The sequence below is a fragment of the Bacteroidota bacterium genome (assembly GCA_016699695.1).
GTDB lineage: Bacteria > Bacteroidota > Bacteroidia > Bacteroidales > UBA10428 > UBA10428.
In genome coordinates this window covers 1,179,605-1,204,574 of sequence record CP065006.1, presented here as the reverse complement: position 1 = coordinate 1,204,574, position 24,970 = coordinate 1,179,605, and the positions used below count along the sequence as shown (strand labels likewise).

The following is a 24,970-nucleotide window of genomic DNA, read 5'->3' as shown; positions in this document are numbered from 1 at the left end:
AAATACAAAATCTGGCAACACCGGGGTTTAGCTTCAAAAAAGATGTTTATTTTTGCGCATAAGACTAAATACACAAACAATTGAAAAATAAGGTGTTGCCACCAGAGTGGGCCAAACAGTCATTTGTGCAGTTAACCTGGCCACATGCAGACAGCGATTGGGCTCCTTATCTGCAAGAAGCGGAGCACTGCTATCTGAACATAGCAGAAGAAGTGCTTAAAAGGCAGGACCTGATCATCGTGACCCCGGAAAAAAATGCAGTGCGTGCCAGATTAAAAGGGCTGGATTTAAAACGAATCCGCTTTGTGGAGTTGCCAACCAACGACACCTGGGCCCGCGACCACGGCGGTATTACGTTGTTGGAAAATGGGAATGGTGTGATTCACGATTTTAAGTTCAATGGCTGGGCACTGAAGTTTTCTGCCAATTACGACAACCTGATTACCCAAAAAGTGTTTTCGGAAGTGTTTGCAGGGAGCCATCAATATCGGAATTGCCTGAATTTTGTACTGGAGGGTGGTGCCATCGAATCAGACGGCCAGGGCACTTTGCTTACCACCACGGAGTGCCTGATGTCTCCAAACCGGAACGGAGGTTTTACACAAACCGAAATAGAGGCCTATTTGATCGAAGTATTTGGCTTAAAGCGTGTACTATGGTTGAACCACGGATACCTTGCCGGCGACGATACCGACAGCCATATCGATACTTTGGCGCGTTTTTGTTCCCCTGACACAATAGCCTATGTCAGATGCGACGATGAAAATGACGAACATTACATAGCCTTGAAGTCGATGGAGCGTGAATTAAAAACCTTTACCCAGATTAATGGAAAACCCTACAATCTTGTTGCCTTGCCTATGGCAGATAAAATTGAATACGCTGGAGAAAGGTTGCCTGCTACCTATGCCAATTTTTTAATTATCAATGGGGCAGTATTGGTGCCAACCTACGGTTCCCAAAAAGATCAAACAGCCCTCTCAGTTATAAACAGTTTATTTCCCGACCGCGAAGTAGTTGGGATTGATTGTTCGGTTTTAATTAAACAACATGGTTCTTTGCATTGCGTTACCATGCAGTACCCTCAAATTTAATATTATGACCACAAGCAGTTTTAAAGCAGGATTGATTCAGCTTTCGGTATCTGAAAATATAAAAGAGAATATTAGCCATATATCGGATTCTGTTCGTAAGCAGGCATCACTTGGAGCCAATCTTGTCGTTTTGCAGGAGTTGCATAATACTCTCTATTTCTGTCAGACAGAAAACACCAATAATTTCAATCTAGCCGAACCCATACCGGGGCCATCTACCGCACATTACGGAGCACTCGCCAAAGAATTTGGCATTGTTCTGGTTACCTCCTTGTTCGAAAAATGTGCTCCCGGACTTTATTACAATACCGCAGTGGTATTTGATACAGATGGAACTATTGCAGGCAAGTACCGGAAAATGCACATCCCCGACGATCCGGCGTATTACGAAAAATTCTACTTTACTCCAGGCGACCTGGGCTTTGAACCCATTCAAACCTCGCTGGGTAAGCTGGGTGTGCTGGTGTGCTGGGATCAATGGTACCCCGAGGCTGCCCGCCTGATGGCTATGAAAGGTGCCGAAGTCCTCATTTATCCCACCGCCATTGGTTGGGAGTCGACCGACAGTGAAGAGGAAAAGCAACGACAAAAAAATGCCTGGATGATAGCTCAACGTGCACATGCTGTGGCAAATGGAATTCATGTGATTTCGGTGAACCGTGTTGGTCATGAATCTGATCCGTCGGGTGTAACCAATGGTATACAATTTTGGGGCAATAGTTTTGTTGCCGGTCCTCAGGGCGAATTGCTTTTCGAAGCCGGAAACTACGACGAAGAACTCGCTATTGTGGATATTCAGCCCTCACGTACAGATGATGTACGTCGAATCTGGCCTTTCTTTCGCGACCGTCGTATTGATCATTTTTCTGATATCACCAAACGTTGGGTTGAATAAACAATTCGGATTTTTCAGAATACCCGGAAATTTTTTTAGAAGCCCAATTTGTAAGCAGGCTCAATTGCCATACACTTCTATAGCTTTGTTGCGGATGGCTACCGCATAATCATAAACAAATAATAGGTTTATCAGCGATTGAAGCTGTTCGCGGCTTATCGACGGAGTGAGAAACAGGATCTTTTGGTTGTATCGCGGATTGATAAGCGCAATCAGGATATCATCGGCATATACTTCCAGGCAGTTGAAGTAATCACTATAATCGAAACGGTAATCGCGGCCAATGTATTTACCCGAAAACCGGCTTACTCCATAATACGTGAAATAACCAATGTGTTTACCTGAAGCATCGAGCAATTGCAGGTCGATGTCGTCCATCGGGTCGGTCTTTTGTTGTAGCGACTGCACAGAGCCCTTTATCCGAACCAGGTATTCGGTTTGGTTAAGCCTGTTTATAAAGTGGTAACCATTTTCTAGGAACTCCAGGGTTACCAGATTCGAAAAATCGAAAGCTTGTCCGTAGTTTTCCCAATAAATTTGTGTAAACCGAACTATCTCAGCCCGTTCATCCATCGATTTGCCATAGCTGTAACCATCGCTTTCGGTTACAAGATAGAATTTTTCCGATTGACCGGTAAAATCGGAATATCTTTTAGCCGTAGGTTTTTCAATGTACCGCTTGTTGCTCACCTCATTTTTTCCTTCGAAGGCATATTGCAGACCATCGAAATAGAAGGCATAAAAATCTTCTTCGCCCATGTCTGCCAGGCCGGTGATTTCATCTCCAAAATAACTTACAAAAGGGATGTGGTTTTTGAAGCTGTAAATTTCTTTTCCTTTGGCATTGTAAACCGAAACCCTGGTTGTGAAACGAAAAAGCTGTTCGTTGTTCAGATAAGCATATTCCTGTAAAATTGTTTCGACAGCTACATACAACGACACCCTTACAGCCCCTGAGCGTGCATATTCTTTTGCGCTTGTTTTGGGTGCCAAAATCGATTCGAAATAGAAAATGCTGTCGTCTGAAGTAAAAAGTACTTCATTTACTCCGAATCTACTTTTTAGGTGTTTTTCAATGTCACTCTGCACATCAGCAGCAAATTCGGGATAATGAAAATAGAATGGAAAACTGCCTTCATTTACAAGTTCACCCGGACGACGCATGAAGTTCAGGTCGGTTACAAGGGCTTTATCAAAGTGTTGCGCATGCAGCTTTTGAGCTTGAGGCGAAAAGAAAAGCTCGAAAAGAATCCAAAGAAGAGCAGGTTTCGAAAGATTGCAAAAGGTTTTCATGACAATCCAAAAATGGAAATTTTTTGTGAGGAACGAAAATTATATCTTTGCGGCAATTAAAAAATTAATGCATGGCCGTTCAACACAATGTAAAGCAAATTCTCGAAACCTTTCGGGGTCGGAAAATAGTAATAGTGGGCGATGTAATGGTCGACGAATATCTTTGGGGCGAAGTGAACCGGATCAGTCCCGAAGCCCCGGTGCCAGTGGTAGCATGCGAGAAGCGCGAATTTCGCATGGGCGGGGCAGCCAATGTGGCCATCAACATCAAAAAGCTGGGAGCAGAGCCCATTATGTGCTCTGTAATCGGAAAGGATGAAACAGCACGTGTGTATCGATCCTTGTTAGGCCTTCGCGAGATGACAGACCAGGGAATTGTAGAATCTCAAACCCGGATTACTACTGTAAAAACAAGGGTCATAGGCAACCATCAGCAGTTGCTGCGCGTGGACCAGGAAATTACCGATTTTATCAGTCCTGAAGAAGAGGCACTTTTAATGGCACGAGTTGAATCGGTTTTAAAAAAAGAAAAAATCGATGCCCTTATTTTTCAGGATTACGACAAAGGAGTGCTTACCCCTAATATTATTTCACAGGTCACACAGCTGGCCAATCAGCAGCAGATTCCCATACTGGTCGATCCTAAAAAGCGCAGTTTTCACCGCTACGAAAAGGTGAGCCTTTTCAAACCCAATTTTAAGGAATTGGTAGAAGGCATGAATGTAAGCCTGAAAAAAAGCGATACCGAAGGCATTTTTCAGCAGGCGCTCAAGTTGCATGCAAAAGGAATTAAGTATGTCATGATTACCCTTTCGGAGAGGGGTGTATTTATCAGCAACGGAGAGAAGTATAAGATATTTCCGGCAGAAGTGCGAGACATTACCGATGTATCAGGCGCAGGCGATACCGTGGTGAGTGTGGCGGCACTAAGTCTGGCAATAGGACTTTCGGCATTTCAGGCGGCTTACCTGGCCAATATGGCCGGAGGCCTGGTGTGTGAAAAAGTAGGCGTAATACCGATTGAACCCGAAATGTTGTTACACGAAGATTTTCGTTTGCCGGAAGAATAATTTATATTTGAAACTACAAAAATCGGGGTATAGCGCAGCCCGGTAGCGCGCTTCGTTCGGGACGAAGAGGCCGTGGGTTCGAATCCCGCTACCCCGACAGATGGTCAACGAAAGTTGGCCTTTTTTGTTTTCAGGGAATTCATCCCAAGGCAATGTGTAATTGACTTAGCACCCTCATCCTGGTTCTTCATACATTAAAATCAACGTATTTTTTGTTTGCCACTTTTCAATGCTTTTTTCAAATTGAAAAGTATTCGGTAAGTTGTAATTTTTTGCTCCTGAAAGACTCGCGAATGATATGGCTGAGAATTACTGAAACTAAAAATGATCAGTAAACGTTAAATTAACATAAATTTAAGGATTAATTCACATAGAATGAAACTTCTAAAGTACAGCTTAATAGGCTTAATACTTATTTCTCAAATGGTTAGAGGGCAGATAGTGCTGAACGAAATACAATCGTCTAATACGAATGTTCTGGCTGATGAGTTTGGCGAATACCCCGATTGGATTGAATTGTTTAACCATTCAAATGATGCCATTAATCTGAAGGGGTGGCAAATATCCGACGATACTTCAAATACTTCAAAGTGGATATTCCCTGATTATACCCTTGAACCTAACGATTATTTGGTTCTATATGCATCAGGACGCGATTTAAAGCAACTGCCGGTTTATTGGAATTGCGCTGTTGATATGGGCGATTCATGCTTGTATTTTATCCCTTCAGAAAACCTGCAAGGGGACTGGAAAGGATTAAATTTCGATGATAGTGCCTGGCTGCCTGGTAAAACAAGCATTGGTTATGGCGATAACGATGATTCTGTTTTTGTACCGGATTTTACCTTAAGTGTTTATCTGCGTTTAGCATTCAATATAACCGACACATCTGCCATTACTGCTTTATTGCTTCATATGGATTATGACGATGGTTTTGTTGCCTACCTGAACGGAACCGAAATTAGCCGGTCAAATATTGGCACACCTAATTCAAATGTCGATTTTAATACACTTTCAGATATCGATCACGAAGCAATGATTTATCAGGGCGGAACTCCTGAAAATTTTGATATTACCGGATTTAAGAACTTACTTTCAAATGGCACCAACATTTTGGCTGTTGAAATACACAATGCAAGCACCGCATCTTCTGATTTGACGGTTATTCCCTTTTTAACGATTGGTTACAACAGATTTGTAGCGGGCAAGAAAATTAATCCCTTATTAAGGCTTGGCAATCTGTCCTTTCATGCCAATTTCAAAATCAGTTCAGAAGGAGAACCACTTATTTTGTCTGATAGCAATGGCGTAATTAAAGATGTCATGTCCCCCGTTTTTATTCCAACCAATGTGTCATATGGGCAACTTCCTGATAGCTTACACAAATGTTACTTCTTGCAGCCCACTCCAGGAAGCAGAAACAATGATACAGGATATGAGCTGTTCAATAATGATTCGGTTAATTTTAGCCTCAATGGCGGTTTTATACAATCTACTGTATCGTTAAATTTATCGAATACTTTAGAACAAACTATATACTATACCCTCGATGGCTCAGAACCAACTCAAGAGTCGCAGGTATACACAGGGCCCCTAACGATTGACACAACCCAACTTGTTCGTGCCAGAATAATTGAGCCTGGATTTATTCCTGGAAGGGTGTATGCACAGACATTTTTAAAATCGAGAAAACCTGATTTACCTGTCGCTTTTCTTTATACTGCTCCAGAAAATCTTTGGGATGTACAAACTGGAATGTATGTGATGGGATTAAATGCATCACCAGATTTTCCTCACTTTGGCGCCAATTTCTGGAATGACTGGGAATACCCATTTAGTTTTATCTATTTTGATAAAAGCGGCAACCAAGTCGTGAGCGAAAATGTGGGAGTGAAAATATTCGGTGGATGGTCTAGAGGGCAGGAACAGAAATCCTTCTCTTTTCAAGTCAAGAAAGAGTATGGAAGCACAGCGCTGAATTACAAATTCTTCGATAAGACCTCAATTAATTCCTTCTCTTCTCTGGTGCTTCGAAATTCAGGAAACGACTGGCCTTATTCAATGATGCGTGATGGCATGATGACCGGACTCGTTTCGGGACTGAATCTTGATTACCAGGCCTATCAGCCTACGGTTACCTATCTAAACGGAGAATATTGGGGAGTTTATAACCTGCGCGAGAAAGTAGGCGAAGATTTTTTGGCTGCCCATCATCAGCTCGATCCGGACGACATCATTATTTTAGAAAATGGCGGAGATGTAGTTGAAGGAGATAATGCCGAATACCTCCAGCTTATTTCTTATCTGGATATAACCCCTTCACTGGTATCGACGGAAAATTATTATGCAGTTTCGGATCAAATCGATGTTGACAATTATATAAAGTATCAACTCTCTCAAATATACTTTTCGAATCTCGATTGGCCGGGTAACAATATAAAATTCTGGAAAACAACCGATACCATTAGTAAGTGGAAATGGATTCTATATGATACAGATTTTGGGTTTGGATTGTTTACAGATGTTTATCACAATACTTTATCTTTTGCCCTTGATCCTTATGGACCAGGATGGCCTAACCCCTCATGGTCAACCCTTTTGTTCCGGCGTTTGATAACAAATCTCGAATTCAGAAATAATTTTATTAATCAGCTTGCCGATAATTTGAATACCACATTCGTTCCGCAACATGTATCGAGTTACATCGATTCCATAGCCGGTTTAATCGACGAAGAAATGCAGTATCACAGGCCTAGGTGGTATCAGGATTATGCTAATTGGCAATATAATGTTGATGTACTTAAAAATTTTGGGAACTTTCGCCAGGTAGTGATGAGAAATCACATTTTGCAACAATTCAATTTAACCAAAACCCAAACCATATTGTTAGATGTTTCAGACGAAAATGCCGGAAATATCAGGATTAACTCCATAATTCCACAAACCTATAGTTTCAGCGGAGTATATTTCGAAGGTGTACCAGTTACAGTTGAAGCTTTGCCGAAGGCGGGGTATAAGTTTGTGAAATGGGAAGGTAGCAATCTTACTTCCGATCGGATATTGACCCTTAGTCTTACCCAAACAACTTCATTAACAGCAGTTTTTGAGCAATTTAGCCAGGAAGAAGTTCATTTAGTTATCAATGAAATAAACTATAAATCAGCCGATAATTTTGATGCAGGAGACTGGATTGAGATATTCAACCCTCACGATGCAACACTCGATATTTCGGGTTACATTGTTTCTACCCTTGACACTGATTCGTCATATGTGTTTCCATCCGGCACAATATTACTTCCGCATGAATATATTGTAGTAGCGAGAGACCTTAACAAATTTAAAGAATATCACCCCGGCGTATTAAATGTAATAGGTGATTTGCCTTTTGGCTTGAGCAGTGATGGTGATGAAATCCGCTTGTATAATGATAGCCATGACAATTTAGATGCTGTTGATTATTTGCCTTACCAACCTTGGCCAACGCAGCCTAATGGATTAGGATTTACTTTGGAACTAAAGGAACCTGCTTTGGAGAATGGCATAGCTGACAGCTGGCAGGGTATTAAAATGTGGGGAACTCCCGGGGAAGAAAATTCAAAGGCAGTGCCAAGCGCATCTACATTTGCTAGCAACGAAGCGGAAAATTTTATTGTGTATCCAACCAAATTTTCTGATTATGTAAGCCTTACTATTAATTTGTCTGAAAATACTGATGTAATAATCGATATTATAGATATCCATGGGCGTACCGTTTTTAACACATCAGAAAGCGGGCTGGCAGCAGGCTCCTACGTTGTCGATTGGAGGCCAAATGCAGGTATTATTAGTGGTGTTTATCGGGTAAGTTTGAGAACAAACACAAGGGTTTATAACCAATCAATCATTTATTTAAGAAGGTAATTTTATAAATAGAATCTGTTATTTAATTATTCTTTTGCCAGGGTTAGCTTCTTGCCAAAGCGCGTCAGTGAGGATTATTATTAGAGAAATACAATCTTATCATTACTTTTTCACAACCCTTTTGCTAATCAACGTCGTTTCCGACTGAAGGGTCACAATGTACACACCCTTCTTCCATTTGCTGGTGGAAATTGTTGTTCTGTCGGTTCTGGAACGGAATAATTGACTATGCACAAGTTTCCCCGAAACCTCATATACTTTTAATTCTCCCTCTAAACCTGAAGCTGCATTTGTTTCGATGCATATTTCATTCTGAAAAGGGTTGGGGTAAACTGTAAAGTCTATCTCAGTGTTGCTTAGCGCACTCTCATCCAAGGCTGTAAAACCATCGAGTGTAGTTATAAACATACCTCGTCCATGCGTGGCGGCCAGCAGGCTATTGTCCGATTTGCGCACCCGTAGCATATCTACCCGTACATTCGGGAATCCGCCTGCCAGTTGCTGCCAGTTGACCTCACTTTGAGTTATGTCATCGCTGATCCAAACACCCAGTTCGGTGGCCAGGATAACCTGTTTCGGCAGGTAGGGGTTAAAAACCGCCCAGCGCACAGGAATATCGGGTAGGTTGCCTTCCTTGTTGTGCCAGCTTTCGCCCCCATCCTGGCTATACCAGACCGATTCAATCCCATAGTTCGAGAAAGTTACCAGCAATTCGTTGTTCGACTGCCCTTTTTCAATGCACGAAATGTTTGCGGTCGGGAAACTACTGCTGCCAATTTCGTTCGATTGTGGAGTTACATCGGCCCCAGAAATTCTAAACAACCTGCCCGATTGAGTGCCTGCAAGCAGCTCATCTGTAAGGGGGTCAATAAGCCTGATGGCTGAAAAGGGCACACCGGTACCGGTATTCAATGAAATTACACTTGCCGTATAATTCAGAGCAAGGATATTACTAATGCGCAAAAGGTGGTCGGTATAGTTGCCTGCAAACCCGGCAGCATTGGCATAAAGTGTATTGTTAACCGGGTTGTAATCGGCAGGGTTGATAAAGGTGCCTGTTGAGTTGTAATAATCGTTCGCCGTAAGCTGCAGGCTGTAGCGGCCATTTCTAAGCTGGTTGATGTAATAGAGATTATGGTAGACCGAAGTGATCAGATATTCCGGCTGGTCGGAGTCGAAAAAACAATATGCCCCATCGCCGCCGGAAACCATATCAGTCTGCACCGACAAGGGTTTATCTTTGCTAATCAGGGTACCATTGTCCTGCGATCCGGCGACATACCAGGTGGCACCGGCATCGGGGTGCAGGGCACAGGTATAAAACTGCAGGGAGTTAAAGCCTTTGTTCCGTTCGAATAATACCAGCGAATCATCTTCGGCGTTGTACGATCCAAATACGCCCCCATCGGTGCAGAACCAGGCTGTGTCGGCCGATTGCGGATGAAACACCACCCTATGCTGGTCGGCATGTACGTATGGGTAATTTGATGTGCTGTAGTAAGGGCCAAAATTGTACCACGACGAAAGTTGCCTCCAGGTGGTTCCTCCATTCGTAGTTTTGTGCAAATCAAGTCCTCCAGCGAAAATAGTGTTAGGGTCGGTGGGAGAAACGGCAAGGGTTAGCGCGTGCCAGGCCAGGGTCGACCAGGCACCATCGGGCGAAGGTTGATTAAGTTCATACCAGTTGGCTCCTTCATTGTCCGATCGGATCAGGTACTTTCCGCGGTAGTAGATAAAGTTTTCTTCGGTGTAACCTCCGGCAGCAATTACTGCATATATCGATGAAGGAGAGGCTGGAGTGGAAGCCATCAGCACACGGCCTGGAATCTGAAACCGAGGGTCGGTTTCCTGTTCAATCAATGTTTTATACTGGTCAATCAGAGTCCAGTTCAATCCGTTGTCGGACCAAAGAATGCATCCTCCGCCAGTACCCTGAAGGTTGCGGGTGGTGCCAACAAATATTCTTCCTGTGGGAGTTATTACTATGTCCGATGGCGTGTAAGGCATATCCATTCCTTCAATAAGAGGCAACACTTGCTTCCAGGTTTCGCCCTCGTCTTTCGATTGGTACAATCCATCGCTGGGCTGAGCGGAGTGATCAACCCCTTTGTAAGTTCCAGAAGATACAGCTGCATAAAGGGTGCTGGTATAATTTTCTATGCGCACCACCAGGTCGGTGACATAGCTAAATTTGCTGGTGGAAGGAATCAGGTTCCAGTTTTTACCTCCATTACTGCTTTTATAAATTCCTACACCTTTACCTGACGATTCGCGATAGATGTTTACGGCGGTCTGTGCTTCGCCGGTGCCAGCATACAATACCTCAGGGTTTTGTGGATCGAATGCCAGGCAGCCCACCGAGAGGCTTTCCCATAAGTCGTCTACTATTTGCCATGCCGAATCGGAGTGGGTAATATCGTTGTTAACCCACAATCCTCCTGTAACCGAACCTGCCCAGACCTTTTTATGCTGCCCATCGTTCGGATCGTACATCAGCGATCTTACTCTTCCGCCCATGTTGGAGGTCAGTTCGGTCCAGCTAAGGGAACTATTTTTAAGTGAAGGGTTGTTCTTCACTTTTACAAAAGCGGTATATAGTCGCTCCGAGGGAATAAGTTGAAGATGAGGGTCGAGGGTGGCATAATAATCCTGTTGGGCAGCCAGGTGGGGTTTATCGGGTTTTGGTTTTTCAGAATGAAGGGTTTCAGTCTGCAAAGGATAATCTTTCGCATAAAGTGAAAGAAGGTATTTTTCATATCTCTGATGCTTGTTTGGGAGCAACAATACTGTGCACAGCATAATTACTATTACAATGCCAGGAAGAATTAAATGGATTTTTTTCATTGAAGCAGCTTTCGGGATTAGCTTTTTAAAGGTAACGATTTTAGGAAGTAATATCAGTAAAGAAGTCTAAAATCACTACATGTTGGTATTGCAGAAACATTTGCTTGCAGCTACATTTGGGCTTTGGTTCCGACAAGAAATATTTTTCCTATGGCTGAAGTGGAGAGGGATTCCAGACTATTATCGGATTTACTTACGGGTGAAACAGGGATTATTGTGAAGATCAAGGGGCATGGTGCCTTCCGTAAGCGCATTACCGAAATGGGTTTTGTAAAAGGGCAACAAGTAAAGGTGATCAAAAATGCCCCCTTAAAGGATCCTGTCGAGTACGAGTTAATGGGATACAATGTATCGCTCAGACGAAACGAGGCACGCCTTCTCGAAGTAGTGCCTCTGGCAGGGTTTAAATCGGAACAAGGAGCCAGCTACCATGGTACTATTGATACCAGGCGTGTAAAAAAGACTGTTCGTGAAAATAGCCAGACCATCAACGTGGCTTTTGTCGGAAACCCCAACTCGGGTAAAACCACCTTGTTTAATTTTGCCTCCGGAGCCCGAGAACGAGTTGGTAATTACGGAGGTGTAACAGTAGAAGCAAAGGAAGCTGTATTTAAAAAGAATGGCTACACTTTTCAGGTTTCCGATTTACCTGGTACTTATTCAATTACCGAATACACCCCCGAAGAACTTTATGTGCGCAAGCATCTGGTAGAGCAAATGCCCGATGTGGTAGTGAATGTGATCGACTCATCGAACCTGGAGCGTAATCTTTTTCTCACCACTCAGCTTATCGACATGAATATTAAGGTGGTAATAGCACTGAATATGTATGACGAGCTGGAGCGAAGAGGAGCAAAATTGAATTTCCAGGTTTTTGGCACTATGTTAGGTATTCCTATGGTGCCAACTGTGGCTTCAAAAGGGCGTGGCATAGAACTGTTGCTGGATAAAATTATCGATGTATACGAAGACCGCGATCCACAGGTAAGGCATATTCATATCAACTACGGACAGGACCTTGAACATGCTATTGAACGTGTACAGCAAAAGATTAAGGAAGCCCCTAATATTACCGACAATTTCTCTTCGCGCTACCTGGCTATTAAGTTGCTTGAAAAAGATAAAACTGCTATGAGCAGGCTCGATGGCAATCCGATGCGACAGGAAATACTAGAAACAACCCAAAAATACATACAACGTCTCGAAAAAGACTTTGCAGAAAGTTCCGATACCGTTATTGCCGATGCTAAATATGGATTTATAGCCGGAGCACTCAAAGAAACCCTTTCGAATGGGGTAGAAGTTCGAAGGCGCAACACCAAAGCTATTGATCAGTGGCTTACACATAAATTCTGGGGCTTTCCCATTTTTATCTTTTTTATGTGGCTCATGTTTCAAACGACTTTTAGCCTTGGAAGTTACCCAATGGGCTGGATCGAGTCGGCCATTGGTTGGGTAAGCAGTCTTGGTTATAATTCATTACCTGAGGGTCCGTTGAGGGATCTTCTTGTCAATGGTATCATTGGCGGAGTAGGAGGAGTAATGGTATTCTTACCCAACATCCTTATTTTGTTTTTCTTTATTTCCCTGATGGAAGATACCGGATACATGGCCCGCACCTCGTTTATTATGGACAAGCTGATGCATAAGATTGGTCTTCATGGCAAATCATTTATTCCGCTTTTAATGGGTTTCGGTTGCAACGTGCCTGCCGTGATGGCCACCCGCACACTGGAAAGCAAAAAGGACAGGCTGCTTACCATGCTCATTACTCCCTTTATGTCCTGCAGTGCCCGTTTACCGGTTTATGTGCTGCTTATTTCTGCTTTTTTTCCTGCAAGGCAGGGACTGGTGCTGTTTTCGATCTACATGATTGGCATTGCACTGGCTGTGATAGTAGGTTTTGTGTTCAGAAAAACTTTCTTCAAAAAACAAGATATTCCTTTTGTGATGGAATTACCACCTTATCGCATTCCTACACTGCGCAATACAAGCGTACACATGTGGCATAAGGCTGTGCAATACATCAAGAAAATGGGAGGAGTTATTCTGGTGGCTTCCATACTGATATGGGCATTGGGGTACTACCCTCGTAACGTCGACTATAGTCATAATTATGAGGATCAGATAGCCTCTGTTACGAACGACAATCAACTTTCGGAGATTGAGAAGGAAGCTAGAATAGGCGAGTTAAAATTGGTCATGGCTGGGGAGCAGCAGGAAAACTCCTACATTGGCCGTATGGGGCATTTCATCGAACCACTGATTCAACCTCTTGGCTTCGATTGGAAAATAGGAGTTAGCATCATTACAGGATTGGCTGCCAAAGAAATTGTTATCAGCACCATGAGCGTGCTATATCATGTTGGTCCGGCAGAACAGGAGTCGACCGGCACCCTGGTGCACAAATTGCAGGAACAGAAATACAGCAAGGGTGAAAAAATAGGGCAGAAAGTGTTTTCACCCTTGGTAGCCTATTCTTTTATGTTGTTTGTGCTGATCTATTTTCCGTGTGTAGCTGTAATTGCAGCCATCAAGAAAGAGGGAAACTGGAAATGGGCACTATTTACTATGTTCTACACTACCGCAATGGCCTGGGTTATATCGTTTTTGGTTTTTCAGATAGGTTCTATGTTTTAATTGTATTTTTAATAAAAGGAAAAGAATGAATACTGCAGGGTTAATTTTTTCGGTAGAGCTGCAAAATGTGATTGTGCTTTCAATTGTGTTGGCAGCTTTAATTTATACCGTATGGTCGGTGATAAAAACTATTCGGGTAAAAGAAACCTCCGGATGTGGAGGGAATTGCAGTTGCAGTGCTAAATCGGATATCCATAAAGCCTTACTCAAACATTCAAAGGGTGCTATATCCAAACATCATAACTTATTGGTGCGTTAACAAGATTTAAAGAACCATTAACAGCCCATTAACAGGGGCTTGCAACCTTAAGTCTTAATTTTACTCCTGTACTTAAAATATTTACAATATGAAAAAATTCATTTTTGCTTTTGCCTTTGCTTTTATAGCAGCTTTCTCTTACACAGCTATTGCTTCCATCACAAATCAGCAACTTATAGTAGTTACTGCTGAAGAAGAACCCAAAAAAGAAGCCGCCAAAACTGATGAGAGCAAGGCTGAGAATAAAGAAGCCACTACAAGCACCGAAAAAAAATCAGAATGCACCAAAGAGAAAGAAAAAAGCTCGTGTGCTAAAACCTGTGGTGGAAAGTAATCATAGCTTCACATTCATTTTTAAACAAAGCTGTTTGCCTTATTTGGCAATCAGCTTTTGTTTTTTATAAGCATTTTCCTATCGAAATGTTTTTATTTTTGTAGCTCTTAATTCGAAATACAATCACCATGAGCTATACGATATTGGAAGTGAAAAAAGGAGTGCAATGGATTGGAGTTACAGACCGCGAGTTAGAAACCTTCGACATTGTAATGGAAACACGCTATGGCACAACCTATAACAGTTATTTTATCGATGCCGAAAAAAAGACCATTATCGATAGTGCCAAAGCTACGAAAAAAGACGAGTACCTCGCTAAAGTCCGCGCGGTGGTTGATCCTTCTACCATAGAAGTGATAGTAGTAAACCATACCGAACCCGATCATTCAGGCAACATAGCAGCTTTGCTGGAACTTGCTCCCAATGCCACAGTTTTTGGCAGCAAAGTGGCCATTAATTATTTGCAGGAGATTATCAACAAACCTTTTACAGCCTGTGCAGTAAAAGACGACGACATCATTTCATTAGGAAATAAAACTTTGCGGGTAATCAATGCACCTAACTTGCATTGGCCCGATTCGATCTATACATACCTGGTCGAAGACAAGGTGTTGTTTACATGCGACTCTTTTGGGGCCCACTATTGCGACGAAAAAATGTTCGACGACCTGGTCAGTCAACCCGAATACCTCGAAGCCTTCGATTACTATTTCGATGTCATTCTAAAACCCTTCAGCAGCTTTTTACTCAAGGCAATCGATAAAATATCCCTGCTCGACATTGAAGTGGTTTGTCCAGGCCATGGACCTATTTTGAGGTCGAACTGGAAAAAAATAGTGCAACGTTCGAAAGAAAAGTCAGAGGCTTATATGAAAGAGAGCTGCTGCGATGGACATCAGGTGTTGGTGACCTATGTATCGGCTTATGGCTATACCCGGCAGATGGCCGAAGATATTGCTAAGGGTTTGAAAGAGGCTGGAAACTGTCGGTATGAGTTGTTGGACATAGAAAACATTTTGCTGGGTGAGTTAGAATCGAAAATTGTGAAAAGCAATGCCATTCTTGTGGGTTCTCCTACCATTAATAAAAACACTGTGTTGCCAGTATATAAAATGTTTGCTTTGCTTTCGCCAATGCGCGATAAAAATAAGAAAGCGGCCGTTTTTGGTTCCTATGGCTGGAGCGGCGAGGCGGTGAACCTGATTGAAAATCATCTGAAAAACCTGGGGTTAAATATTGTCATGGAAGGTTTCCGCTCGAAATTTGCCCCTGCCAACGAAAAGGAAACTGAATTAATTGAATTTGGAAAGGACTTCGCTGCCCGGCTGAACTAAAATAATTAAGTATCCCTTGGAGAAACCTTTTCGCTTAGATTGTACCATTTTTGATTTAACCAATATTACCTCATAATATATGTTTCGCACTGTAAAATCAATCCGAAGTAATTTTCGATACATTTTTGTACCCTTGTTTACTCTGGTCGCACTTTTGGGTAATGCGCAAAATACCGACCTCGACAAGCAATTGGGAAAAGAAGGTGCACTTCAGGTGGAACAGCAGATTGGTATTTATGACCATGACCCTGCCACCGCCTACATACAGGAAATTGGCGCCCGACTGATGGCCCAGTTGAAGGCTCCGCTCTTCGAATATAAATTCTTATTGGTCGATATGCCTGAGCCCAATGCCTTTGCATTACCCGGGGGGCATGTATACATAAGTCGGGGTTTGATATGCCTGGCCAATAACGAGGCTCAGATAGCCACTGTGATGGGTCACGAGATTGTACATTCCGAGCAGCGCCATTCGGTTCAGCAAATGCAAAAAAGCATATTGCCTACCTTGTTACAATTGCCTGGCGCTATTGTTGGCACCGTGGTGAGCGAAGACCTGGGTCGAATCATTAATGCACCAATTGCCTCAACTAGCCAGGTTTTTCTTTCGAAATATAGCCGCAGTCACGAAACAGAAGCCGACAAATATGGGGTGATGATCGCCGGAAAAGCCGGGTATGATCCGGCTCAATTGGGCATCATACTGACTAACCTCTCGAAAGAAGTCGAGCTTCTTACCGGGCAGCAAGAAAAATTCAGCTATTTTGCAAGTCACCCATTTACTCCCAGCAGGGTTAAAAACATCGACAAACTAATTTCCAAAGGAAACTATACCCTGAAGCCTGATCTGGCTCAAGACAGGGAAACCTTTCTACAAAAATTCGATGGAATGTATTATGGCCAAAACCCAGCTAATGGTGTATTTGTGGACAACAATTTCATGCACCCTGTACTGGATCTTTTTGTGCAATTCCCGGACGGATGGGAACATACCAATACACCCACTTATTGTGGGGCTGTGGATACCAACCAGAAAGGGATGGTTTATCTCGGGCTGGCCAGCGAGAATGTGGATCCCGAGGTACTTGGCGAGAAGATGGCCGAAAAAATTCGCGCCGAGCATAAAACAGAACCTGAGCGGGCCGAAAAAATCAGCATGAATGGATTGGATGCTTATATTCTATCCCTTACCGACACTACAGGAGCCGAACCTGCAGGTATTCACTTGTTGTGGTTCAGATTAAACGGGGTTACCTACGAGATGGCCGGAGTGGCCTTCGACTCAGAGTTTTCGAAATTAAAAGAAACTGCCTTGAGCATACGCACCCTTACCGTAGAGGAAAAAAACAGTATCAGAGTGAAAGTGTTACACATTGTAAAAGCGCAGGAGGGAGAATCCATCGAAAGTCTAAGCCAGCGCACAAACAATGGTTGGAATATCGATATGACTTGTCTTATGAATGGAATCTCTCCGGAGAAAACATTCTCAGAAGGCGAGCCGGTAAAGATTTTACAGTTCGAAAATTATCGGAAGCAATAAGGTAACACAACAATTCATCTATTCGCACACTTTTCGGTAAGGTACATCGTTACCAATAAAACTGTTCCATTCGGCTTGCGAAAGCTGACGGGTCAGGTAGGTACACATTTCATCGGCCAGGCTTTCTGTTTTCACCGGCCAGATGTAGATAGTGTTCCGATCGTTGCTGGTCGAAAGCAGGTTTTTTCCATCGGGACTAAAGGCCACAGATTCTACCCACGATTCATGTTCGCGAATCTCTATTGGTAAGTCGTTCAGGTTCTCTACGTTCCAGATACGGATAAGTCCATCGAGACCTGAACTGGCCAGCATGCGGTTGTCGGGGCTGAATTGCAGATCAAGCACCCTGGAGCCGTGTGCATAAAAGCTTTTTATTTGCTTTCCTGTAAGTGCATTAAAAAGAATAACCTTACCTTCACGGTCACCCATCGCAATTTTCTCACTTTCGAAATCGTAGGCTACGGAGTGCAGCGAAGTGGAATGAGTAAAAATCAATTCGCTTGTTTTACTTTCAATATCCCAACGTATCAGCTTTCCATTTCCAGTAACGCAGATTATGCTTCGTCCGGATGGCGCTGCATCTATGTCTGTGAAGCCTGAATTGTCTCGCAGTATTACTTCTCCTTCGCCCGAAAGCAGATCCCAATATTTCACCGTATTATCGGCACCTAAGGTAATGATGGCATTTTTACCAGGAACAAATTGCACATTGATGACTTTCCCTTTATGTGCTCCCAGTGTTCGAGGGGTTTGGGAGGTCAACTGGGTATTTACCAATTGCAGTTCGCCAGTTTCAGTTCCAGTAGCCATCCACCGGCCATCGCCTGTAATATCGAGGCAGGTGTTGCCAAGCGGATTTTCAAGCATTTTTGTTGCCTGTTGGGGTGTTTTCTTAAAGCCCCATCGGTTCACTAAACCATCGGTATCGGCACTGTATAACAGGTTCCGGGGTGCATCGAACACCAGGCTTACAATGGGGCTGTTATGTCCCTGAAGCGTATTGTAACGTTGACCTTTTAGTTCGCGCAAGGCATTGTAGAGGCCACGGTAGATGTCGGGATGATTGCTTTGCCCACCATTTTCACGGTTGATGTAATAAGCCTGATAGGCGAGCAAACCTGCCAATTGTTTGTCGTCGAGCTGAGTCGATCTGACGGCAAGGGCACTCGAAAGCACAATCATTCTTTTGCGCAATTCTTCTTTACCAATCGATTCAGCCTTGGAGCGCTCTTCTTTGGCCGATTTGGCAAGTTGCTCGTTTTGTTTCTTTTCCACTTCAATCAACTGAGCTGTTTGTTCCAGTTCCTGGGTGCGACGGGTTACCTCGTCGATTAACAGCTGGTAGTTCTGATCTTCTTCGGGAGTAAGCAGCAATTGATCCTGCCGGGCTTTTGTTAGAGAATCGAGCCTCTCGCGTTCGCGTATCAACTGGTACTCAGTTGCACGGCCTTTTTCTACTACTTCATTTTTTTCACCCAATACCAAATTCGCATACGATTCGGCCCTTTCCTTCTGTGCTATTGCTTCCTGACTTTGCCGGTATGCATAAAACATAAGGGCAAAAAAGGCCACAGCGATAACTCCCAACAATATGGCCAACCGACGTGTACGGGATAGTTCGCGGCGTTGAGTTTTGACCTTACTTTCTTCGTCTTGCTGAAATTTTTTCTCGCTGGTGTTTAAAAATACCATGGCTTTTTCAAAAGCCGGGTTGTAACGCCTGGCCCAGGCACGGTTCGGGTTTTGTGTTTTTCGCCAGTTGAGTGCTACTTGTAAATCAGGTGAACGCATAAGGCCCGAACGTCCCGATTGATATTGCCCGGCCAGGTCTACCAAACGCAGGTACATGTGCGATGCCGAGGCTTCTTCGTCAACCCAAACCCGCAGCTTGTCCCATATTCGCATAAGGCTTTCGTGCGAGATATCGATTACAGAGTTCGAATTTAGCTCAATGGGTGTGGCAGGAGTTAAGAATGAGCGCCCTGGCTGTCGGAATAATTCTACTATCCGAATAATGTCTTCGGGTTGTGCTTGTCCGATTTCAGCTATTTCTGCCACCGTGGCTGGCCGGCGGATACCTTTTCCTTCGATTCCTTTATCGGTAAGGGCTTTAAAAAGCGTTTTGCACAATTCCCTTTCTTTTTCATTCAATTGGCTATATGCTTCGTTGGCGTGCAACGAAAGAGCGTTCTCCAGTTTCCCTGCGGCCAGGTAATCGCGCAGGCTAAGCGCATTTTTCTGCGATTGGGCTGCATTTTTTTTCCAGAAATCCCAGGTGCGCATAAGCACATGTTGCAGCACAGGGAGTTGATCGTGATTGTTTTCGATGGTATTGAGTACTTCCTGGAGCAGACGGGGTTCTATTTCTGAACCACTTACCTTTAGTGGGCCACAGATTACCTGTTCAAAATCTTCTCGGGTCATCTGGGGCACCAGGTAGTTGCTTTTATTGATCAGCGAAGTAAGGTCCTGGTAATCGGAGCAATCGCCAATAAAATCGGAACGCATGGTGAGGACTACATATACCGGCAGTTTCTTTTGTTCTACAATGTTCACCAACAATTTTATAAATGCTCTTGGATCGTCGATGTGTGCTTCAGTTTTTCCCCTGGCTTCTTTGTAACGAAACAATTCCTCAAACTGGTCGATGATAAGGAGGGTATTAGCCTCCTGGTCAGGAAAGGCCTGCTGAATGGCATCGGAAAGACCTAGCGAATGGCGGTTAAGTAAAGAATAGTAATACTCGTTTAACTCCGTAAGGTCAGTTGCTGCATTGTTTTGAGCTTCGAGGTTAGCAAAGGTTTTTGCCAGGTTCCAGATGGGGCTGCTTCCAGGCCTGGCGGCTAGTATGTTCCAGTTGGTACCTGCCTGGCTGATAAAACCTCCATAAAGTAGAGGAATGACACCACAATAAATAAGAGATGACTTTCCGCTTCCAGAAGCGCCGGTTACTGCTGCAAAACGATATTCTGACAGATAATTTACGATGGTTTCACTTTGTCCTTCGCGTCCGAAAAACAAGTGGCTTTCGTCGGAGGTAAATGGTCTGAGACCTGGAAAAGGATTAGGAAGTATTTGATTAGATTCGGGTTGCATAGTGATAGGGTCTTTAATCGTGGATTTTTTCCAGGAATTTATTTATTTCTTCATGATTCTCCTGTTGCATAATTTGTATATCAGGTAGCCATGACTTGTAGCCCTGGATATCGGGTTGTAGGCCATTGGTTATTATTCCTATGCTGGTAAAATTCTGTTTTTTGCCCATACCCGGAGCTTTTATAAGGTCGCTGAGTTTGCTGTTAAGCCACTGCCGGTCTTTCTTAACCCAATCGATAATTACATGGTTAGTACGCTTAAGTAACTCTAGGTGCTGTTGATACAAATTTTCTTTATCGTTTAAATCGAGTGTTTGCAACGAGAGGTTATGTTGAAGAATGTATTGCTTGAATGACTCGACTGCTTTTTGGTTACTGGTAATGTAGTATACTTCACCTTTTGAACTGGGTAATGGCGATTCTGCCGGCTTCACAGAAAGGCGCAATTTTAGAATTTCTTTAAACTCATCAACAGTCGATTCAATGATTTCGGTCGATTGGTCCGCTTCTTTTTGTTTAAGCCTGTTAATATACAACTCCTGTTTTTGTTCTTTGTTCCGCACTGAGTCCGGAATCCAGATCAAACGGGTTAGGTTATTATTGCTTTTTAGAAAATTACCAAACAAGTTATTCTCTCTTTCGAAAACAGAAATTTTTTGATCGGCAGGTATTTCGCCATATTTGGCTCCTACGAGTTGTAAAACATTAGAGCATACCTGGAGGTTCTCTGTGACAATTTCGTCGAAATCGCTGAAATTATGCATGAGGTCTATTTTGGGCAGCACATTATACCCCAGGTGTTGCAGTTCGCGTTTAATTTCGCTTCTAACGGCCAGAAGGTCTGATGTGCAAAGGCTTAGGTATATATTTTTTTGGTTTATTTCAATGCCCATCTCTTTGGTCGTGGGTGCCGAATATATTTCTTTGAAATCGAAAGCCATATCGAGCAATTGTTTCCAGGCTTTTACATTTTGATCCTGCTCGTCGAAGGAGAAAACTGACAGGTTGTCTTTTCGTCCGGTATACTCAAAAAAGTTGTACCCGCAAAGAGGTTGAAACAGCGCAGGCTGCCTGATATCTTTTGAGGGTGTAAGGCATATTTTAAAGATAAAATGAGCAGGCAATTCCTTGGCGGCTTTTTTCTGTACGTTGTCGCTGATGGCATACAGCTCATTCAAAAAGGCTTCGTTGTGGTTCTCGTGTGCATCGAGTATTACCATAAAGAAATCCGATTCAGCGATGTTTCTCGACCAGTCATCATTTTCATTGGATTTTACTACCCAATTGAAGGTTTGTCGGGTGGTACGGTCGAAAGCCATTTTTAGTTTTTCAACAAAAATACCCAGCCATTCCCCACCGCAAAGTGAGGATGGTGCTGTGAAGTATATTTGTTTTACTTTCATAGTTATTCTTTGATTACCTTCAGGTTTTCGATTGATAAAAAGTATTTGTTCGCAAAGTCAATATGATCGTGCAGCATGTTTTTAACCAACCATTCGGGGAACAACCACATTTCGGCAGCATTTTCGCATACAAGCTGATCTATTCCGTGTGCATGAAGCAAACTAATATCCAGAAAATTATCAGCCAGCAAAATTACACAATTCTTACCACCTTTAAAAACAGTAGATTGAGTCATTATCAGCCGCTCCTGTTTTGCTAACAGCGAGATATCGAAGGAGGCTCCTTTTTTTAATTCCACTTTGCGGGCATGTCTTGCCAATTGCAGTGCTACCTGCTCAGAGAGTTCTGCAAAATCAGAATAAGCCTTGAGTTCAATAAAGCGAAAAATAAAGAGCTCATCGATAGCCATACTTTTGGTTGATTTTATCAACCCAGTGAGGTGTTCGTGCATATCGTCCTGATGCATAAGGCTTTTTATCCTGTGTGGATGCAAATGAAGGAGAACATAGATGGCCGTTTCGCTTAAGAGAGGTTCCTGATGGTAAGCATTAAAAATGATTTCCTCCTCAAAGTCCCCAAGTTTGTTTTGCAGAATGTAGAGCATCACGCAAGCTCTGGGATAATAAGAGAGTACGTTAAAATCGCTTGTGAGGCTTGTACGGAGTAATTCTTCGCGCTTGAGGGTGGGTTGTATAAAAAAGTTCTCCAGCCTTTTAAGTCTTTCTGCATGACTGATGTTTTCAACCAGTGGAAAAAATATGGGTTTGATGTCTTCGTCGAAGTAAGTATCGACCAGTTCAATAGCATGGTTCACTTGCGAATGGCTTCCATCAAGCAACATGTGTTTAATCGAGGCAATTATTTGTGGGTTATAAATCAGCGATAGCAGTTTAAAGATGAGGTCGTAGTTTTTATCAATTTCCTGCCGGTATGCTTCAGCCACCATCTCCATTCCTTTTTTTCGGCAGGATGAATGGTATAGATTGAGGTTACTTGTGATGATTCCGGCTTGTTTGATAAAGAAACTTAATAATTTATATTTATTGGCACTGCTTGCCTGAAAGTGACAATCGATAAGTGTTTGCAGGTTTTGCATCAATACAAACTGTTCCTGGGTAGCAAGATTGGCAAGAATCTTATCCAAGGCTTCCAGGCTACCCATTTTCCCATAAACACGCGCAATACGTACTTTTACAATTTCGGGTGTATCCGGAAGCATCTGTTCTCTTTCGAGGTAATCCAGGGCTTTATGGCCCGTTTTGCATAAAGCTTCAATAGCATATGGATTGTATTTCGAAGGGTAAAGGTAGTCGAGCAGGATGTAATTAAACTCAATCTCATGGCTTCGTGCCAGGGAGCGTATGCCTGCATGTTGCACATCAGGATCAGGATCTTTAATCAGTTCGAAAAGTATTTCTTCTTTTATTTCCGGCAGTTCTTGTTGTAATGAATTTGCAAGCTTCAATCTTTGAGTCTTATTCCCATTTAATGTCAATTCGCGCATATCGGAAAGCTTTTTGGGTAGGAGCATTTCCAATTTCAATGTATTTTCAACCAGCCTGAGTAGCTCCATTTCATCCTCATCGCCTGTTTCTTCAAGTTTTTTGAGTTCTGGAAGGGCACTGAAAATATGGTGTTCCAATATTTTGCCAATCATCACTTGTCGAATTTCTTTTTGCGGATGTGCCAATAGCCTTATCAGGTATTTTTCAAAGTCCATCGGATGCAACTCCGACAAAGTATTCAGAATGCAATTAATTTTTACGGAATCATAATTTGCAAGAGATGACCAGATTCGCTCCTGGTAAAGGTCTTTGCTCAGAAGCATGGTTTGTTTGTAGCGCAACCGGTTCAGAGCTTTAACCTGATCGGCTTGGTATTGTTTTAAAAGTTTATAGCCCACAAAACCCCAACCCAGTGTAAGAAGGGTAATCCAATACATGATCAGATTAAGATTAAAGAACCTTAGAAAGGAAAGCGCCAGGATAAATGCTCCGCTCAAAGCGAGTCCCAGCATAATGGCAGAACCTTCAATGCGCGGGTGGGCTACCTGCTTAAACCGAATGTCGAGGGCTTGATAAAGGGTTCTGGATGAGGGAATCTGAACAATGGCTTTTAGGCTTTCGTAGCCCACTTTAGTGAGGGTGAGAAAAAGGAAAAACAGAGTAAAATTCTCGTGTGGATATAAGCCAGTGAAAAAGAGATTGGCCACCATGCTGGCTGCCAGGGTAAACAACATTACAGCAGGAATGAGGATAAGGCTATAAGGCGAATCGTATGAATACAGAATTTTTTTTATCAAAAACCGGTCTATTCCATAAATAAACACCATTAATGCAGCCAAGAACAATCCATAAAATTTTGATACCCCGATGATATTCTGAAAACCTGCTCCTGCCAGATTAATAAACACAAAATGGATGCTGAAGCCAATCATAGCTGAGAGGATGGTAAACAGAAGCAGGTACCTCGAAAGTGGAGAGGTAAGAAACAAAAAGATGTTGTTTGAAACTGGCACATATTTTTCTTTAGCCGTGCGAATTAACTTTCTTTTACGGAGAATCACTAAAACGGCTAAATGTATCATCCAGCTGCCGGTAAGGGCCATTAGCGAAAAAAGGGTTATAAACCGAAAATAGAAAAAATACAGACTTAATGTGGTAATGAGTCCTCCCAGTGCAAATCCGGCGAGGTAGGCCAGTCGTGCTTTTGGTGTAATATTGCGCGATTGGATAGGGGTTAGCATTTTTCTGCCAAATTGCCATACCGCAAGCATCATAAGCACATTTACAGGAAAGAGCAACACCATACCATAAAATGCCAGGTTGCGCGAGGTAAACAAGAAACTGCAAGTCAGATAAGTACCTGCCAATAGTAAAATAAGAGTGAATATTGAAAGGTTTAAATTTCTTGTGCTTATTCTTCGAAAAAGTACTGGATACAAGTAGGTGAATAATACCCCTGCAAATCCGCCGACAATGTAGGAAGCCGCCAGAGAGCGGTAACCAAACACCTCAATAAACCTGGCATGCACCAGCACATCGAAGGTAGAAAGAAAAATACCGGAAGCGAAAGTAAGCAAAGAATAGCCGGCAAGGAGTAAAAACTCTTTATTAATCTGCTCCTGTCGCCGGTAAATCTGATTCATAAATAGTAAATCCTTGTGTGATGAACGTTAAGTTACATAGATTTTCAATCTGCAGTCATTTATTTCATGCACTTCAAAACGAAAATCTGACGGTTATCAATGAAATCGGGCTAAAAGTAT

Annotated in this window: 14 protein-coding genes and 1 tRNA gene; 10 read left to right on the top strand and 5 right to left on the bottom strand. The window is 42.9% G+C overall.

All coding sequences use genetic code 11. The features are described from left to right. The first annotated feature begins 80 nt into the window (after window positions 1-80). Complete coding sequence (locus IPM71_05120) at window positions 81-1,094, top strand: agmatine deiminase family protein (GenBank protein ID QQS52115.1); 1,014 nt, start codon at window positions 81-83, stop codon at window positions 1,092-1,094. Next, window positions 1,051-1,989 carry a carbon-nitrogen hydrolase gene (locus IPM71_05115; GenBank protein ID QQS52114.1) on the top strand — a complete coding sequence of 313 codons (939 nt, stop codon included), beginning with the start codon at window positions 1,051-1,053 and terminating at the stop codon, window positions 1,987-1,989. The genes IPM71_05120 and IPM71_05115 overlap by 44 nt, the downstream gene beginning before the upstream one ends. Before the next feature lie 60 nt (window positions 1,990-2,049). On the opposite strand, the gene IPM71_05110 is transcribed toward IPM71_05115, so the two are convergent. Next, a complete protein-coding gene (locus tag IPM71_05110; GenBank protein QQS52113.1) occupies window positions 2,050-3,282 on the bottom strand; it encodes a hypothetical protein in 1,233 nt (410 codons plus the stop codon). 71 nt (window positions 3,283-3,353) lie between these two features. Between IPM71_05110 and IPM71_05105 the strand changes: the two genes are divergently transcribed. The 3 genes from IPM71_05105 (at window position 3,354) to IPM71_05095 (ending at window position 8,252) form a co-directional block, all read left to right on the top strand. Continuing rightward, complete coding sequence (locus IPM71_05105; protein ID QQS52112.1) at window positions 3,354-4,352, top strand: bifunctional hydroxymethylpyrimidine kinase/phosphomethylpyrimidine kinase; 999 nt, start codon at window positions 3,354-3,356, stop codon at window positions 4,350-4,352. Window positions 4,353-4,375: 23 nt separating this feature from the next. After that, a tRNA-Pro gene (locus tag IPM71_05100) sits at window positions 4,376-4,449 on the top strand. 278 nt (window positions 4,450-4,727) lie between these two features. Next, window positions 4,728-8,252: a CotH kinase family protein gene (locus tag IPM71_05095; protein ID QQS52111.1), complete on the top strand. Its 3,525-nt coding sequence runs from the start codon at window positions 4,728-4,730 to the stop codon at window positions 8,250-8,252. A 102-nt stretch (window positions 8,253-8,354) separates the two neighbouring features. Here the strand turns inward: IPM71_05095 and IPM71_05090 are convergent, their stop codons facing one another. Next, the gene (locus tag IPM71_05090) at window positions 8,355-11,096 is read right to left on the bottom strand and encodes a T9SS type A sorting domain-containing protein (protein ID QQS52110.1); all 2,742 of its coding nucleotides are present in this window, start codon (window positions 11,094-11,096) and stop codon (window positions 8,355-8,357) included. 150 nt (window positions 11,097-11,246) lie between these two features. Here IPM71_05090 and feoB point away from each other — a divergent pair, with 150 nt between their 5' ends. The 5 genes from feoB (at window position 11,247) to IPM71_05065 (ending at window position 17,203) form a co-directional block, all read left to right on the top strand. Beyond that, a complete protein-coding gene (gene feoB, locus IPM71_05085; GenBank protein QQS52109.1) occupies window positions 11,247-13,736 on the top strand; it encodes a ferrous iron transport protein B in 2,490 nt (829 codons plus the stop codon). 25 nt (window positions 13,737-13,761) lie between these two features. Beyond that, a complete protein-coding gene (locus tag IPM71_05080; GenBank protein QQS52108.1) occupies window positions 13,762-13,995 on the top strand; it encodes a FeoB-associated Cys-rich membrane protein in 234 nt (77 codons plus the stop codon). Window positions 13,996-14,083: 88 nt separating this feature from the next. After that, window positions 14,084-14,329 (top strand): hypothetical protein, encoded by a 246-nt coding sequence (locus IPM71_05075; GenBank protein ID QQS52107.1) that lies wholly within the window; start codon window positions 14,084-14,086, stop codon window positions 14,327-14,329. A 128-nt stretch (window positions 14,330-14,457) separates the two neighbouring features. Continuing rightward, window positions 14,458-15,663 carry an FprA family A-type flavoprotein gene (locus IPM71_05070; protein QQS52106.1) on the top strand — a complete coding sequence of 402 codons (1,206 nt, stop codon included), beginning with the start codon at window positions 14,458-14,460 and terminating at the stop codon, window positions 15,661-15,663. Between the two features lie 79 nt (window positions 15,664-15,742). Next, window positions 15,743-17,203: a M48 family metalloprotease gene (locus IPM71_05065; GenBank protein ID QQS52105.1), complete on the top strand. Its 1,461-nt coding sequence runs from the start codon at window positions 15,743-15,745 to the stop codon at window positions 17,201-17,203. Between the two features lie 18 nt (window positions 17,204-17,221). Here IPM71_05065 and IPM71_05060 read toward each other — a convergent pair whose 3' ends face one another. Genes IPM71_05060 through IPM71_05050 form a run of 3 tightly spaced genes read right to left on the bottom strand, consistent with a single transcriptional unit; the run spans window position 17,222 to window position 24,850 of the window. After that, the gene (locus tag IPM71_05060) at window positions 17,222-20,299 is read right to left on the bottom strand and encodes a hypothetical protein (protein ID QQS52104.1); all 3,078 of its coding nucleotides are present in this window, start codon (window positions 20,297-20,299) and stop codon (window positions 17,222-17,224) included. A 13-nt stretch (window positions 20,300-20,312) separates the two neighbouring features. Further along, window positions 20,313-21,701 carry a hypothetical protein gene (locus IPM71_05055; protein QQS52103.1) on the bottom strand — a complete coding sequence of 463 codons (1,389 nt, stop codon included), beginning with the start codon at window positions 21,699-21,701 and terminating at the stop codon, window positions 20,313-20,315. Between the two features lie 2 nt (window positions 21,702-21,703). Beyond that, window positions 21,704-24,850 carry a hypothetical protein gene (locus tag IPM71_05050; protein QQS52102.1) on the bottom strand — a complete coding sequence of 1,049 codons (3,147 nt, stop codon included), beginning with the start codon at window positions 24,848-24,850 and terminating at the stop codon, window positions 21,704-21,706. Between the last annotated feature and the right edge of the window lie 120 nt (window positions 24,851-24,970).